Below are 15,741 nucleotides of genomic sequence, written 5' to 3'. Positions count from 1 at the left end.
CGTCTGCTCGACCGGCTTATTATTTCCCAAAACGGTACAACCTGTTTTCCAGTTTTCTTTTTACTCGGTGCAAGAATAAGTCCCACGATTATAAGCCATTCATGGCCAATAGAACGTGCTTAACAACAGGTTCATGCTTCATAACTGATATAGGGTATTCGACCCGAAACGCTTGCTATTCAGTCTAGTGCGAATAAATTCGCACCTACGCGTGCATGACCACTCAGGCGATGAGGTCCACTCTGCCAGTTAAATAAAGATCGGTTTAACAACCTATCGCCAGCGCGGCAAGCAGGATAAAAAACGATCCATGTGTAACATCAGTTCATAATAAAAGCTGTTTTAATCTGCATAAATCCTGAACCCATTCTCCAAAGCACTTACAAGGCATCAGGCTTTTTGGGAGGCATCGCTAACCCCGCCGAGTAAATAATTTCCCCCGGCAAACGCAACCAATGTCGATTAAACACGATCATACAGCGTAGACGGAGCTGAGTGGCTCCATTATGTAACTGAATGTATAAAGAAGGACATAGTTGTGAACAGATGGCATCGAGCATTTTGGTCTTTACTCATAATAGGCATTTTAGTGGCCGCGACTGGAGTCTTGCTGAATTCTTCAGTGCTTGCGGACAAAAGCGTCAATCCTTCCCTGAATAAAGCGGCTGTTGGTCCTGATACGCCTTATATCGTCCTGGGAATGGGGTGTTTCTGGGGCGCGGAAAAACGCATGCAAACCCTGGCAGGCGTATTGGATGTTGAGGCCGGCTACGCCGGAGGCGATATCGCCCACCCCAGCTACGAGACGCTCCATGACACCGAAAAATCCATACGGGAAGGCAAAGCCGTCAAAAACCATGCGGAAGTGGTCAAAGTCTATTACGACCCCAAACAGACCACGCTTGAACGGGTCCTGATCCAGTTCTGGGAAAACCACAACCCCACCCAGGTCAATCGCCAGGGCAACGACATAGGCAGCAATTACCGGAGCGCCGTCTTTTATCGCACCGATGAAGAACGGCAACTGGCAGAGAAAACGCGGGGCATCTATCAGGCCAATTTAAAAGCGGCCGACATCACCAAACCTATTACCACTGAAATTGCCCCGCTGAAAAACTATACGTCCGCCGAAGCGTATCATCAGGATTATCTGGAAAAAAATCCGCGCGGTTATTGCGGCTTGGGCGGGACCGGAGTCGCCTATCACGATTCGAAGCAGCAATAACGATTCGATTCGTTGATAACCGCGGGTTATCAAGCCCTATCTCCAAACGATTGGACGCCCTCCGGCCGTAAAGCGGACAATATTGTCATCTGGCCAGGATAAACCCCGGTCCCGATCAATCAAAGGTCAGGACCGTTCCTCAAAATTCAACTCATGATGGAGGTGGAAAATGGCTAAAATTATTTGTGTTCTTTACGATGATCCGATCGATGGTTATCCGACTTCCTACGCACGGGATGACTGCCCGCAGCCGGAGCGTTATCCGGACGGGCAAACCCTGCCGACGCCCAAGGCCATTGACTTCACGCCCGGCACATTGCTCGGCAGCGTGTCCGGCGAACTGGGCCTGCGCAAGTATCTGGAATCAAACGGCCACCAATTAATCGTCACCTCCAGCAAGGACGGCGACGACAGCGTTCTGGACCGCGAACTGCCCGATGCCGAAATCGTGATTTCGCAGCCGTTCTGGCCGGCCTATATGACGGCCGAACGCATCGCCAAGGCGAACAATCTCAAGATGATCGTGACGGCCGGCATCGGCTCTGACCATACTGACCTGCAGGCGGCGATGGAGCGCGGTATTACTGTCGCCGAAGTCACTTATTGCAACAGCAACAGCGTCGCCGAGCACGTGGTGATGGCGACGCTCGCGCTGGTGCGCAACTATATCCCGTCCTACAATTGGGTGATCAAAGGTGGTTGGAATATCGCCGACTGCGTGGCGCGCTCCTACGACCTGGAAGCGATGCAAGTCGGTACTGTGGCTGCCGGCCGTATCGGTCTGCGCGTACTGCGCCTGCTGAAACCTTTCGGTGTGAAATTGCATTATATGGATCGCCACCGCCTGCCGGAATCAGTCGAGCAGGAACTCGATCTGACCTATCACGCCAGCCTGGAAAGCCTGACCCAGGTGTGCGACATCGTGACCCTGAACTGCCCGCTGCATCCTGAAACCGAGCACATGATCAACGAGCAGACGCTGAAAAATTTCAAACGCGGCGCTTACCTGATCAATACGGCCCGGGGCAAACTGTGCGATCGCGACGCCATCGTCCGCGCCCTGGAAAGCGGTCAGCTGGCGGGCTATGCCGGCGATGTCTGGTTCCCTCAGCCGGCGCCCAACGACCACCCCTGGCGCACGATGCCGCACCACGGCATGACGCCGCACATTTCAGGCACCAGCCTGTCGGCGCAGACGCGCTATGCGGCCGGCACCCGCGAGATTCTGGAGTGCTACTTCGAGGGCCGGCCCATCCGCGATGAGTATCTGGTGGCTCAAGGCGGCCAACTGGCGGGCGTCGGCGCGCATTCCTACAGCAAAGGCGACGCCACCGGCGGCTCGGAAGAAGCGGCTAAATTCAAGAAGAAGGAATAACAGTCGCTTGACCTGAAAGCGGGATGCGGCAGTCAATGCCCGCATCCCTTTAACCAACTTGGAGAAGGGCTTACGCAAGCCTGTGGGGGCGACTTCGCCTAAAGCGCCTACTGTTGGCAGTCGCCCATTCAGATAAAAGGCGACTTCAGTCGCCCCCACAGGTTTTAAACCCGCTTGTTTCGGCGGATGAACAGGCAAACTGCGTAAGTCCTATACAACAAGAAATAGCGGCAAAGCCCTTCTACCAAGTCCTTCTCCGTCTTGCATGAAGCTGGCCTGGATTGAGCCTGGTCTTTGCTTCTGTTGCCGCCCTACGTCAACTTTCCCGATTCCCACTCAATATTATCGGCCTGTTAAGGAAAGAAGCGCTCATTTATCCGCTTTTTGGACACGTTATGACGCTTCAGGGATGAAAGACACGGGTGAATGATCACTCTCTCAACCTACAAAAACATAACAAAATGTTTGAAACCCGACATTATCCACTTCTGACTCAGCAACAATAACTGACGTAACTCAATAACATAATTACCATCTGAATCACTGGCACATTATTTGCTCAAAAACCATTGTCGTTATATACTTTTGTCTATAACGAATAGATTAGAGCGATGCTTATTTTTGGGGGGCTTCAAAGTAAGGATTGCGCTACAGATTCCGTACTTACAATAATTATTAGGATTGACCGTGCAAAGAAAACATATTACCGGCAAGAGTGCCGGCCATACACTCGGTTTGATTATCGCCGGCGGCATTTACATGGGGACCAGCAGTCCTGTTCAAGCAGCGACAGAAAAGAAAAGCTACGTCGCCCCGCCCTTCTCCTCGTTTTCCAGCCAGATGCGCGATGCGTTGACCGGCACCGGCAAATACGAAAAACCGGTCTGGAATCTGCACGATGCCTTGGATCTGCCGGAATGGCTGTCGATGTCGCTGGAACAGCGCACCCGCTATGAAACCCTGGACGGCAGCTATAAAGCCAACAGCCAGGGCGGCGACCAGCAAATTGCCATGCAGATCAATCTGTCGATGGAAGCGCGTTTCGGCCACTGGCGCGTCGGCGGTGAGTTCCTGGATTCACGGCAGTTCGGCGCCGATCAAGGTTCCCGCATCAACAATACCCATGTCAACGAGGCCGACTTTGTCCAGGGCTATCTGGCCTGGGCCGATCAAAACGCTTTTCACAGCGGCCTGGGCGCGGAAGTCATCGCCGGCCGGCAAACCTTGAACATAGGCAGCCGCCGCCTGATAGCCCGCAACGTGTTCCGCAATACCATCAATACCTTTGACGGTTTGCGGCTGCGGGTTCTCGATTACGGCAACTGGCAGTTCAATGCCTTCGTCACCAAGCCGGTCGGCCGTTATCCCAATAATTCGGCGCAACTGCTCGATCATTTCCACAGTTTCGATGAACCGGAATACCAGACCTGGTTCTCCGGCGGCTTCCTGGAAATCTTCGATTTACCCTGGAAAACCAACGCCGAGCTGTATTTGTACCATCTGGATGAGGGCGATCGGGATCGCAATCCCACCAGCAATCGCCGGTATTTCACCCCTGGCATGCGTGTTTACCGCAAGCCCGCCAAAGAGCAGTTCGATTTCGAACTGGAAGCCATCGGTCAGATCGGCACGGTGCGCGCCAGTAAAAGCGCCTCCGACGGCCAGGACCTGCAGCATCGGGCCTGGTATCAGAGTTTCAATGTCGGCTATACCTTCGATCTGCCCTGGTCCCCGCGCCTGTCGCTGGAATACGACTATGCCAGCGGCGACCGCGATCCGAATGACGGCAAGGATGAACGTTTCGATACTTTATACGGCGCGCGTCGTTTTCAGTACGGACCGACCGGCATCTACGGCACCTTTGCCCGCAGCAATATCAACACGCCGGGCTATCGGATAAAAATTAAGCCGCGCCACAACGTGCAAGCCTTTTTAAGCCACCGGTTTTACTGGCTGGCGGAAGACAAGGACGCCTGGACCACCGCGAATTTGCGCGACAAAACCGGCAACACCGGCAATTTTGTCGGTCATCAACTGGAGTTGGCGACACGCTGGAATGTCAACAGCAGCTTTAACCTGGAAACCGGCTGGGCGCATCTGTTCAAGGGCGAATTCGCCAAGAACGCGCCATCGGCGCCGGAGGCCGGGGATCTTGATTATTTTTATGTCCAGAGCTTATTCCGATTTTAGTAACGCGCCGCCCGCGGCAGCATTTTTTTTCATTATGGAGAACGACCATGTCATTTAATTCTATAAGGAACGTCCTGCTGACTTTGTATGTATTATCAAAGAGCTTCTTTCTGACTTTATTGCTGTTTTCGCTCACGGCGATAGCGCATGCCGAAACCACGCTGGTCGCGGTCGCGTCCAACTTCAGCAAGCCGATGACCGAAATCGCCGAGGCGTTTGAACAAGCCACCGGCCACAGTGCCAAACTGTCGTTCGGCTCCTCGGGCAAATTTGTCGCCCAGCTTGAGAATGGCGCGCCGTATGAAGTATTCCTGTCAGCCGATAATGAAAAGCCGCTTAAGCTGGAACAAGCCGGTTTGACGGTGGCCGGCAGTCGCTTTACTTACGCCATCGGCCAGTTGGTGCTCTGGTCGGCGACAGAAGGTCTGGTCGATGAGCAGGGCCAGATCCTGGGCAAAGGCGGCTTCAGGCACCTGGCGCTGGCCGATCCGAAACTGGCGCCTTACGGCGCGGCGGCGGTCGAGGTGCTGAAGAACGCCGGACTGCTGGAAAAGCTTGTGCCTTTGTTCGTGCAGGGTGAAAACATCGCCCAAACCCATCAGTTCATCAGCACCGGTAATGCCGAACTCGGTTTCGTGGCGCTGTCGCAAGTCATCGACAACGGCAAAATCGCCGGCGGTTCCGGCTGGATTGTGCCCGGCAAGCTGCATGGCCCTATTCTGCAGGATGCGGTGCTGTTGAAAACCGGCGCCGATAACCCGGCCGCGCCGGCGCTGCTTGGCTTTTTGAAATCGCCGCAAGCGCTGGCGATTATCCGCAAATACGGCTACAGCGTTGCCGAGTGACCTGGACGATGTTGAACGCCGCCGATATCGCCGCCCTGTGGCTGACCTTCAAGGTCGCCGGCCTCGCCACGCTGCTGATGCTGTTGCTGGGCACACCGTTGGCCTGGTGGCTGGCCCGCACCACATCGCGCTGGAAAGGCGTCTGCAATGCCCTGGTAGCCTTGCCGCTGGTGTTGCCGCCGACCGTGCTGGGATTTTATCTGCTGGTGCTGATGGGACCGAGCGGTCCGATCGGCCGGCTGACGACGGAATTGGGTCTGGGCACCTTGCCGTTCACCTTTGCCGGTCTGGTCGTGGCTTCGGTACTGTATTCTCTGCCGTTTGTCGTGCAGCCCCTGCAGGCCGCCTTTACCACCATCGGCGAGCATCCCCTGGAGGCGGCGGCCACCTTGCGCGCCGGCCCGTTGGACACTTTTTTCAGCGTCGTGGTGCCGTTGGCGCGCCCCGGCTTTTTGACCGCGACGATCCTGGGCTTTGCCCATACCGTCGGCGAATTCGGCGTGGTCTTGATGGTCGGCGGCAACATTCCCGACAGAACCCGCGTGGTGTCGGTGCAAATCTACAATCATGTCGAGGCGCTCGAATACACGCAAGCCCACTGGCTGGCCGGCGGCTTGCTGGCGTTTTCGTTCAGCGTGTTGCTGGTGCTGTACACCGCATTAAAAACCCATCCCGTAGCCCATCAATTGAAATGACTTCCGAGATGACTCAACCGATTACCGCCCGCTTTCAACTCGATTACGGCAGCTTTCAGCTGGCTGTTGATCTCCGGTTGCCGGGTTCCGGCGTCACGGTGCTGTTCGGCCCTTCCGGCTCCGGCAAGACCACGTTGCTGCGCTGCATCGCCGGCCTGCAGCGCGCGCCGCGGGGCTTTCTGTCAATCAACGGCAAGGTCTGGCAGGACAGCGAACGCGGCGTGTTTCTGCCCACGCATAAACGGCCGCTGGGGTATGTGTTTCAGGAGGCCAATCTGTTTCCGCATCTGACGGTAAGCGAAAACCTGCGGTTCGGCAGAAAACGGATCGGCAAGCCGCCGGACGCCATCGAACTACGGCAAGTTATCGATTTGCTGGGCATCGGCCATCTGCTCAAGCGCATGCCGGATCGCCTGTCCGGCGGCGAAAAGCAGCGGGTTGCCATCGCCCGCGCGCTGGCCTTGAATCCCGAAGTGCTGCTGATGGACGAGCCGCTGGCGGCGCTGGATTACCAACGCAAACAGGAAATCCTGCCGTTTCTCGGCCGTTTGAACCGGGAACTCAACATTCCGGTGCTGTATGTCACGCATTCCCAGCAGGAAGTCGCGCAACTGGCCGACCACCTGGTGATGATGGCGGACGGACAGGCGCTGGCTTCGGGCCCGCTCGCGGAAACGCTGAGCCGTCTCGACATGCCGCTGGCCCGGGACCGGGAGGCGGCCACGGTTTGGCCGGTTACCGTCATCGAGCACGAAACCGACTATTATCTCACCCGCGTTGCTTTTGCCGGCGGCTCGCTCAGCCTGCCCGCGATCGATGCCGCGGTCGGCATGCCGCTGCGCGTGCAAATTTATGCCCGCGATGCTAGTATCGCCCTTGAGGCGCCCGCCGCCACCAGCATTCTCAATGTGCTGCCGGCGACCATCACAGGGATGGCCAACGCTCACGGAGGCCAGAGCGTGGTGCGGCTACAGGTCGGCAATCAGGCATTGCTGGCGCACATCACCTGCAAATCGGCGCTGTTGCTGGGCTTACAGGTCGGCATGGGGGTTTATGTGCAAATCAAGGGCACCTCGATCTTAAATTAATCACTATCAGGAGTTTTATCATGAAAGCCAGTGCAAGAAATCAATTCAAGGGAACAGTCAAGGACGTCATTATCGGCACGGTCAATGCCTCGGTACATGTCGGGCTGAACGGAGGCACGACCATCGTCGCCACGATCACCAAGGAATCGGCTGAAAATCTGGCGATCAAAACCGGCATGGCGGTCATCGCGCTGGTCAAGGCCTCGCACATCATCATCGTCACCGATTTCGGCGGCTACCGCATTTCCGCCAGAAACCAGCTGCCCGGCTCGGTCACCGGAATCAAACCGGGGCCGGTCAACACCGAAGTCGATCTTGAATTAACCGGCGGCGAACAGATTGCCGCCACCGTTACCAACGACAGCGTCGAAACGCTGGGCTTGCGCAAAGGCCAGCCCGCAACCATTGTCTTCAAGGCCGGATCGGTGATTCTGGCGGTTGCAGACTGAGCGTTTTAATCTAGCCTGAGCCAAAATTGCGGCGGAGATCTGTTCAAACATCAGCGGTTTCTCTGCCGCTTTGCGTAATTGCGCAGCTTGCGCATTAGTTTACCTGTTAGTCTCCATGCCAGATTTCCGCTAATGCTGCAACCTAGTACTTAGTAATGGGCATGAAATAAATCAGAGAATTGTAGGTGCGAATTCATTCGCACTGTGTGGATACCCTCTAGGGCACAAGTCAAATCGGCCCTGCAAGCGCCCGAGCCAATCATCCGCGTAACATCAGTTAAGATCTTGCCCCAGGGAACTTTTAACTCCGCAACCTTATCAATGATGGAAGCGAATGAGGTAAATGCCATTCCGACTGTTTCTTAAGGAACAAGGCGGCCGCCTTCAGGCGTTCAAAAAATAGACTCCATTGACAAGCAAACAACTACTAAGTCCCCGACTTTGTGGATCGGCAGTTTAACTATCCCAAGCCATTGGGTTGCTACAGATAAAATGCTATGAACTACAATAAAGTAATCTTAGATAGTAAGACCGCGCTTTTTACGGTGCTCGGCGTCATGACGGTTTTGTCGCTCAGGCAAATCGAGAATTCCAGCCTCGGCTATCCGGATGCCGACAGAATTCTGATGGATGGCGTGTTCCTGCTGGATTTCATGCGGGACTTCCCGATCACGCACATTTACGACTATACCATCAACTATTTCGGCCAATACCCGGCATTAAGCATCGGCTACAGACCGCCTTTCTTTCCCTTTGTCGAGGCTATTTTCAACGGCATTTTCGGAATCAACATGTGGAGCAGCCGGCTCGCGCTTCTGGCATTTTACCTGGTCGGCATCGTGGCCTGGTTTAAGCTGATCAGCCGGATTTTCGACTGGCAAACCGCTTTCGCGGCCACCCTGGTGCTGGTCACCACGCCGTTTATCGCCAAATGGGGCTGGTATACCATGGCCGAGCTGCCGGTGCTGTCCATGGGCCTGCTGGCCGGTTATCTGTTCTACCGGTACACGGAAACAGACAATCCTTCCTATCTATATTCAACGGCCGTGGTTTTCAGCCTGGCCTGCTGGACTAAACAGACCGCCGTGTTTCTGGTGTTGTGGTTCGCTATTTTCAGCCTGATGCAGGGCAATCTGCTGAATTACGTCAAAAGAAAGGAGTTCTGGATCAGCACCGCCATAGTCCTGATCACCTTGATGCCGCTGGCGGCGATCACCTTATGGCTGGGCAAGCAGAACCTGGCCCAGTCGCTCGGGGAGAATGAAGGCCATTACCACCTTGCCCGATTGAGCTGGGACAATCTGACCCTGCATTTCGTCAAGCTGAAGCAATACCATCTGACACTGCCCCTGTTGATTATGAGCATTGCCGGCGCCATTGCCGCACTCATCCAAAAGGACAGGAAAATTCTTTACCCCCTTGCGCTGCTGCTTGGCACGTATCTGTTTTTCACGTATCTGGTGGGCAAAAACGAGCGCTATCCAATTTTCTGGATACCGGTTTTTTGCCTGTTCGCGGTCCTGCCGTTGTATTACCTGAAACACAAGGTTGCCGGGTATATGCTCATGAGCGCGGCGATTCTGGGTCTGGTCGTGTTCCAGACCTATAAGATTTACAACCAGCCGCCCAATTACGCAACGGGATACGACGAAGCCGCGCAATTTGTACTGGATAACCAGCAATTGCCGACGGTATTCGTCGATGCCTACAATAACGGCTACTTCACTTATTTCATGCGGGCGCTGGATGAGGAAAAATCGACTTATGTGCTGCGCGCCGACAAGCTGCTGACCTCGTCCTCGATTTTCCCGGACAATTGGCTGGATGTGCACGCGCACTCCGTCAGCGACATCAACAAGTTACTCGATGAGTATGGCATTGATCTCATCGTGATCGAGAACCGGGATGTGTCGGGCATCGAAATTCACAAGAAATTCCGCGAGTACCTTAAAAAAGGCCCGTTCAAATTATTAAAAACGATTGACGTTGAAAGCAGCCGGCCTGTTTTGCAGAACCAGCAGCTGCTTATCTATCGCTACCTGAACAGAAAGCCGGCCACCGAGAATTATCTGCAGCTGCGCTTGCCCGTGGTCGGGCAAACGATCAAGGTCCCCATTAAAAAAAACAGGCGTAAAGAACAAGCCGAGTCCAGGAGTGTGGAATGAAACTGATTGTACAGATTCCTTGCTACAACGAAGAGCATACGCTGCCCGGAACTATCGCCGACATACCGCGCCAGATTGACGGTATCGACCAGGTCGAGCTGATGATTATCGATGACGGCAGCACCGACAGAACCGTCGAGGCGGCCGCGGAACTGGGCATCGATCACATTATCATCAACAAAAAGAACCTGGGGTTGGCCAGGACCTTTCGCAAGGGCCTGGATGAATGCCTGAAGCGCGGCGCCGATATCATCGTCAACACCGACGGCGACAACCAGTATTACGGCGGCGATATTCCCAAACTGGTTGAGCCGATCGTGCAGGCCAAAGCCGATATTGTCGTGGGCGATCGGCAAACCAGCACCATTCCGCATTTTTCGCCATTTAAAAAACTGCTGCAACGGGTCGGCAGCGCGACAGTCCGGCGCCTGTCCGGCACGGATGTGACCGATACCGTCAGCGGATTCAGGGCGTTTTCCAGGGAAGCCGCCATCCGCATCAATATTGTCTCGCCGTTCAGCTACACGATCGAGAACATCATCCAGGCCGGCAAAAAGCACATGGCTATCGCCTCGGTGCCGATTCGCACCAATCCCAAGACCCGGGAGTCGCGGCTGTTCAAAAGCATACCCAAGTTTATTGAGCGGCAGCTGTCCAGCATGCTGCGCATGTACCTGATGTATCAGCCGTTGCGTTTTTTTGCCTATATCGCCATAGCCTTAACGTTCATCGGTTTAATACCGATCACCCGCTTTTTGATTTACTATTTCATGGGCGATGGCAGCGGCCACATCCAATCACTGATCCTGGGCAGCGTGCTCCTGCTGATTGGCTTCGTGACTTTTGTGATGGCGATACTCGCGGACCTGATTAACTTTAACCGGCAATTGTTGGAAATGACGCTGGAGAAAGTGCGGAGAATCGAGTTGGGCGACCATAAGAAATGAAGCTTTCACGCCACGTGGCCTGATGCCCTACCCGCTTGTATTTATAATCCTGGCCAGATCAATCGTATCGATGAAATCAATCGCAGGCGGCGGGTTTCACTCTATCCTATCCAATGGCAGTTACCTGTTCAGCGGCCGTGTGCTGAACATTATTGTGCGCGGCATTTATATTTCGCTGGTCGCCCGGCTGCTGGGACCGGAAATTTACGGCATATTCGCCTCTTTTCAGGCCTGGTATCTAGGCTTTCTGCCGCTCGCCCTGTTCGGCATGCAGGGGATTATTGCCATTGAATTGGCCAGGAGCACAACCGATCCCCATCAACTGGCCGGCGCTTCATTGACGTTACGCTTCATTACCGCGTTTTCGGCCAGTTCAATTTGTTTGCTGGCCGGATGGCTGCTTAATCCCGACCCGCTCAGCAGGCATTTGATCCTGGTCTTTTCGATCGCCATGCTGGGCCGCTCTTTAGCCAACTGGACCGAGGATATCCTGATCGCGCATGAACGCGCCCATTACAGTTTACGCATGGAAGGCCTGTTCAGGCCGCTGGAGGCCATTTTGGGCGCCAGCTGGCTGTTGCTGGGCGATGGCGGCATTATTGAAGTTGCCCTGATGCATGCCCTGAGCTGGTGGTTGCAGGCCTTGGCGGGGTTCTGGCTGATCAGGAAAAGGTTTGTCGCCACGCTCAAGCCGACATGGGCGCCGGCATTCATGACCCGCATGCTGGCCATGGCTGTTCCATTGCTGATTTCAGGCTTTTCCATCAACTGGTTGCTGCAGGGGCCTGTTATCCTGCTGCGGTACACCCGGCTGCCCGAACAAGCCATCGGTTTTCTGGCGCTTGCTTTTCAAATATTCTCCCTGTCCTGTTCCGTGCCCATGTCCCTGGGGATGGCTGCGCTGCCCGTGCTGAGCCGGGCAGCGCAAAGAAACGACGGCAAGGATATCTTTTTTGCCGAAACCATGATCAAAGCGATAGTGCTTCTGGCGGCCCCTGCCCTGATAGCCAGCATTTATATCATGCCGATTGTCACGCCCTGGCTGTTCGGGGCGGCTTATGCGGACGCCGGCAAGTTGTTGGCCTGGAGCCTGTGGCTGCTGATTCCCTTTGCCATCGGCTATCTGTTATCCCAGGTATTGATCGCTCAGAAAAAACTGAAAAGCGCCGGGTTATCGGTATTGGCCGGAATGACGGTTTTCAGTGCGGGCTATATTTACCTGGTCGACCGCTTTGGCGCCAATGGCGCGATTTTAGCCTGCGCCATGGGACTGATTACCTGGGGTCTGTTATCCATGGCACTGGTCGCGTTTTACTCCAGGCTGAACATGATCAAAACGTTGGCGTTGCCAGTAACCTGCGCCGTTTTGGTTTTATATGGCGGTTTATATTTCGGCCTGTTGTAAGGAGTCGGTTTTTCCATCGCTCAACTCAGCTTAGAGGCGATATGAAGGCAAGGGCGAACATACAGGTTCGCCCTACATGTGTCTGTTCATTTCATACAAATCAATGAGGTCGCCTGTATCGTGCGGATGCATTGTAGGGGCGGACCTACGTGTCCGCCCTGTTTCGGGTGCACAACAGGCTATCGGAGAACCGCAGGCCAAGGGTGAACCGATGAGCAAGGGCGAACACGCAGGTTCGCCCCTACGTGTCTGTTCATTTACGGTATCAGGGCATCAATCCGTAGGAATGGCAGGATTAAAACGCCTGGGCATCAAAGAGGCCGATTAGCAATCGATACTGAAATAATTCTGATTGGGTCAAATTTTACTGTGGAATATAAGGCCAATGGCAGTCCATGACTATTTTTTAACATTGCTCATCATCCTGCTGTCGGCGCGCCTGTTTACCGAGATAGCCGTTCGCCTGAAAGCGCCGGCCGTGATCGGCGAACTGCTGGCCGGCGTGCTGATAGGCCCGAGTCTGCTGGGTTGGGTCGAGCCGGTTGAAGCCGTTAAACTGCTGGCGGAAATCGGCATCATCATGCTGCTGTTTGAAGTGGGCCTGGAAACCGACGTCAGGCGTCTGGCAAAAACCGGCGCCAAGGCCTTTATCGTCGCCTTAGTCGGTTTGAGCATGCCGTTTATCATGGGCTTTTCCCTGGCCTTCTGGTTTTTCGAATTGCCTCTTCTGGTCGCCCTGTTCATAGGCGGCACGCTGACGGCGACCAGCATCGGCATCACCTTGCGGGTCCTGGCCGATTTGAAACGCCAAGACTCCGTCGAGGGCCAGGTGGTCCTGGGCGCTGCGGTGCTCGATGATATTCTCGGCGTCGTTCTGCTGGCGTTGTTGTACGAATTCTCCATAGGCGGCGGCATCAACCTGATCAATGCCGGCAAGGTCTTGCTTTCCGTGCTGACCTTTTTTGTTCTGGCGCCCATCGCCGCCAAGCTGATCTCGTTTATCATCAAACATCTCGGCAGCGTGAGCGACGTGCCGGGCTTGATTCCCAGCACCATCGTTTCGCTGATGCTGTTTTTTGCCTGGCTCGCCCATGCCGTGGGCGCGCCGGAACTACTCGGCGGCTTTAGCGCGGGCATGGCCTTGTCGCGCCGGTTCTTTCTGCCGTTTGGCGCGTCCCTGGCCGGCGGCGATATCGACTTTGCGCATGAAATAGAAGCGCAAATGAAACCGATCATTCACTTGTTCACGCCCATTTTCTTCGTCACGGTCGGCCTGTCTCTCAATCTGCGGGAAATTGAGTGGAACTCGCCGTTTGTCTGGCTGTTTTCCTCGACCTTGTTCGCGGCCGCTGTGGCAGGAAAAATCATCAGCCCGCTGTTCATCAGAGGTTCCTGGTTTCAACGCTGGGCGATCGGCATCGCCATGGTGCCGCGCGGTGAGATCGGCTTGATTTTTGCCGAACTGGGCAAGGAAAGCGGTATTTTCACTGACGCGGTTTATGCCGGCATGATTATCGTGGTGGGCCTGACCACGCTATTGCCGCCTTTTCTGTTGAAGTGGCTTTATGGGCGTTATGGATGAGCAACTTGTCTGATTGATCCGATTCCTTCATTTTTGGCCCATAAGGCATTTCAAAGGGATTATCCGGCCCTGGCGCGAACCATGAATGCGATGCGCTCCGTAGTACATGAGATCACATCGCCCCCGCAGGCATAGAGGCGTTGAACCGAACATGACTTTTCTCTCAATCAACCCGTTTGACTGGCTGCGGCACCCAGGAACCGTCGAGGACTTCGGCCTTGGGCCAATAAAGTCTCAGGTTCATCGTAAATGAGCCGTTTCCCGGCGTTGGCAGCCAGTTCGATTCCTTGTCCTTACCCGGCGATTCCCGCTGAATATAGAGATCGAGCGAACCGTCCGGATTTAAGGCGAGATTGTCGCGATCGCCGATCGCATAGCGGTTGATCGGATTCCTGGCGAAGATCTGGCGATCATTGTACATGGTCAACGACCAGAAACCGCGCACCGGGGGAATCTGGTCTTTGTCGAAATGCAGTACGTAACGGTTATCGCTGCTGAAAGGTTTGCCGTCCGCATCGGCGAACGCCGTCGGATAAACTGCATCGTCTACGACATTCGCGCCATAACCACCATAGGCGACGCCGGCACGATGCAAATAATCCGTCCCGTAAGTGCCGATGACGCTCAGGTTGGTGCGCCAGCCGTTCGCCTCAACGCCAGCCTTGCTCCAGGCATCCTTGATCTGCTTGAGTGCGACGGCCGGTGCTGCATTTAGCGCGTCCTGCACCTCCTTGGGCGCGTCGGCGAGTTTAAAAGACTTGCCTGGCACGATGCCGATGCGCTTCATGCGATCCAGAATCGGATAGTCGTTGGCGTGCGGCGGATTGTCCTTCATCAGCTCGGCAAACATCCCGAAGAAGGTGGCCGCATCCATTTTGTCGATCTGGTCGGGCGGCACACTCATATCCTGATTAGGATTGACCCTGCCTTTCGGCGGCGTGTACGGTTTACCGTAGGCGCTCAGGGGTACCGCCTTCATGCCGTCCTGAAACTTACGCACGGCCTCATAGTCCGCCTTGCCGTTGGTCTGCGTGCGGCCTATCAGCACGCCGATTCCCGTAGGGCTTCGGTATTCCTTGACGCCTTTCGGCAGAGGCCCCTTCCAGTTCGGGCCGACGATGGCAAAAGTCTGCGCGGCGTTCCCCGTTGTCCGGGTTCCGGGTACCGTGAAAACGTCGCTCCACATATCCATGAAGGGCATCAGATAGTAACGATCGCCTGCATCGGGGATGCTGACGATCAAGGGTTCCTTGGTCACGTCATAGGCTAACGAAGAATACAAGGTATCGGCATTCGGGCGGACTACGATGGTAAAGGTGTCATCGGGAAATGTCCGCATGTGCCCATATTGATTGAGCGGTGCGCTGGTCCCGACAGGCTCTTCGACGTTTTTGCCCACTTGAATTGTCACACCCGACATTACCAGCGGATAGGCATAGATATAGGCGTCACGCGCGATCTCCTGGGCTTCCTGAGAGGAAATACCCTGCGATGCAGCCATTGTGGCAGCATTCCAGAGCATGGCGGTGCAAGCCGTGGCTAGTAATAGATTTTTCATAAATACACTCCTGGTGTTTTTGATGACTATGATCAGAATGAAGATAAGGATTCCGTCAAAATTAAGTTCCCGATATTGTGGAACACCCTGTAGGGGCGAATTCATTCGCCCTTGGGCGATTAAAATCGCCCCTACAATGCATTTTTTTCAACCAAATCCTATAAGCAAGTGGTGGAGTGAGATTTTCCCGGCAGAAGAAGCCTCACGCCACCCGCTT

Annotated in this window: 12 protein-coding genes; 11 read left to right on the top strand and 1 reads right to left on the bottom strand. The window is 54.9% G+C overall.

The genetic code is table 11. The features are described 5' to 3' along the window. Positions 1-607 precede the first annotated feature (607 nt). From msrA to METMA_RS0120235, 11 genes are all read left to right on the top strand, one after another. Entirely contained in the window at positions 608-1,225 is a 618-nt protein-coding gene (msrA, locus tag METMA_RS25210; RefSeq protein ID WP_020160948.1) for a peptide-methionine (S)-S-oxide reductase MsrA, read from the top strand. A gap of 169 nt (positions 1,226-1,394) precedes the next feature. After that, positions 1,395-2,600: an NAD-dependent formate dehydrogenase gene (locus tag METMA_RS0120280; RefSeq protein WP_020160947.1), complete on the top strand. Its 1,206-nt coding sequence runs from the start codon at positions 1,395-1,397 to the stop codon at positions 2,598-2,600. Positions 2,601-3,281: 681 nt separating this feature from the next. Next, entirely contained in the window at positions 3,282-4,790 is a 1,509-nt protein-coding gene (locus METMA_RS0120275) for an alginate export family protein (protein ID WP_020160946.1), read from the top strand. A gap of 47 nt (positions 4,791-4,837) precedes the next feature. Further along, a complete protein-coding gene (gene modA, locus METMA_RS0120270) occupies positions 4,838-5,635 on the top strand; it encodes a molybdate ABC transporter substrate-binding protein (protein WP_020160945.1) in 798 nt (265 codons plus the stop codon). Between the two features lie 8 nt (positions 5,636-5,643). Continuing rightward, positions 5,644-6,330, top strand: coding sequence for a molybdate ABC transporter permease subunit (modB, locus tag METMA_RS0120265; RefSeq protein ID WP_020160944.1), 687 nt, complete (start codon positions 5,644-5,646; stop codon positions 6,328-6,330). Between the two features lie 8 nt (positions 6,331-6,338). Next, positions 6,339-7,418, top strand: a complete 1,080-nt coding sequence (gene modC, locus METMA_RS0120260; protein WP_027147499.1) for a molybdenum ABC transporter ATP-binding protein — start codon at positions 6,339-6,341, stop codon at positions 7,416-7,418. Positions 7,419-7,438: 20 nt separating this feature from the next. Then, the gene (locus METMA_RS0120255; RefSeq protein WP_020160942.1) at positions 7,439-7,867 is read left to right on the top strand and encodes a TOBE domain-containing protein; all 429 of its coding nucleotides are present in this window, start codon (positions 7,439-7,441) and stop codon (positions 7,865-7,867) included. Between the two features lie 497 nt (positions 7,868-8,364). Then, positions 8,365-10,032 (top strand): ArnT family glycosyltransferase, encoded by a 1,668-nt coding sequence (locus tag METMA_RS0120250; protein WP_020160941.1) that lies wholly within the window; start codon positions 8,365-8,367, stop codon positions 10,030-10,032. Next, a complete protein-coding gene (locus METMA_RS0120245) occupies positions 10,029-10,979 on the top strand; it encodes a glycosyltransferase family 2 protein (RefSeq protein WP_020160940.1) in 951 nt (316 codons plus the stop codon). The genes METMA_RS0120250 and METMA_RS0120245 overlap by 4 nt, the downstream gene beginning before the upstream one ends. Positions 10,980-11,049: 70 nt before the next feature. Continuing rightward, positions 11,050-12,384 (top strand): oligosaccharide flippase family protein, encoded by a 1,335-nt coding sequence (locus tag METMA_RS0120240; RefSeq protein ID WP_198014560.1) that lies wholly within the window; start codon positions 11,050-11,052, stop codon positions 12,382-12,384. Positions 12,385-12,769: 385 nt separating this feature from the next. Then, a complete protein-coding gene (locus METMA_RS0120235; RefSeq protein WP_020160938.1) occupies positions 12,770-13,966 on the top strand; it encodes a cation:proton antiporter in 1,197 nt (398 codons plus the stop codon). Between the two features lie 163 nt (positions 13,967-14,129). Here the strand turns inward: METMA_RS0120235 and METMA_RS0120230 are convergent, their stop codons facing one another. Continuing rightward, entirely contained in the window at positions 14,130-15,467 is a 1,338-nt protein-coding gene (locus METMA_RS0120230) for a DUF1254 domain-containing protein (RefSeq protein WP_198014555.1), read from the bottom strand. Positions 15,468-15,741: the final 274 nt, after the last annotated feature.

The organism is Methylobacter marinus A45, assembly GCF_000383855.1.
GTDB classification, from domain to species: Bacteria; Pseudomonadota; Gammaproteobacteria; order Methylococcales; family Methylomonadaceae; genus Methylobacter; species Methylobacter marinus.
The sequence above is the reverse complement of the archived record's forward strand: the minus strand, read 5'-3'. Positions and strand labels throughout refer to the sequence as shown.

Coding starts and splice junctions, on each gene's coding strand:
- METMA_RS0120255 (WP_020160942.1), top strand. CDS start 7,439: ATGAAAGCCAGTGCAAGAAATCAATTCAAGGGAACAGTCAAGGACGTC.
- METMA_RS0120230 (WP_198014555.1), bottom strand. CDS start 15,467: ATGGCTGCATCGCAGGGTATTTCCTCTCAGGAAGCCCAGGAGATCGCG.
- METMA_RS0120280 (WP_020160947.1), top strand. CDS start 1,395: ATGGCTAAAATTATTTGTGTTCTTTACGATGATCCGATCGATGGTTAT.
- modC (WP_027147499.1), top strand. CDS start 6,339: ATGACTCAACCGATTACCGCCCGCTTTCAACTCGATTACGGCAGCTTT.
- modA (WP_020160945.1), top strand. CDS start 4,838: ATGTCATTTAATTCTATAAGGAACGTCCTGCTGACTTTGTATGTATTA.
- modB (WP_020160944.1), top strand. CDS start 5,644: ATGTTGAACGCCGCCGATATCGCCGCCCTGTGGCTGACCTTCAAGGTC.
- METMA_RS0120240 (WP_198014560.1), top strand. CDS start 11,050: ATGAAATCAATCGCAGGCGGCGGGTTTCACTCTATCCTATCCAATGGC.
- METMA_RS0120245 (WP_020160940.1), top strand. CDS start 10,029: ATGAAACTGATTGTACAGATTCCTTGCTACAACGAAGAGCATACGCTG.
- METMA_RS0120235 (WP_020160938.1), top strand. CDS start 12,770: ATGGCAGTCCATGACTATTTTTTAACATTGCTCATCATCCTGCTGTCG.
- METMA_RS0120250 (WP_020160941.1), top strand. CDS start 8,365: ATGAACTACAATAAAGTAATCTTAGATAGTAAGACCGCGCTTTTTACG.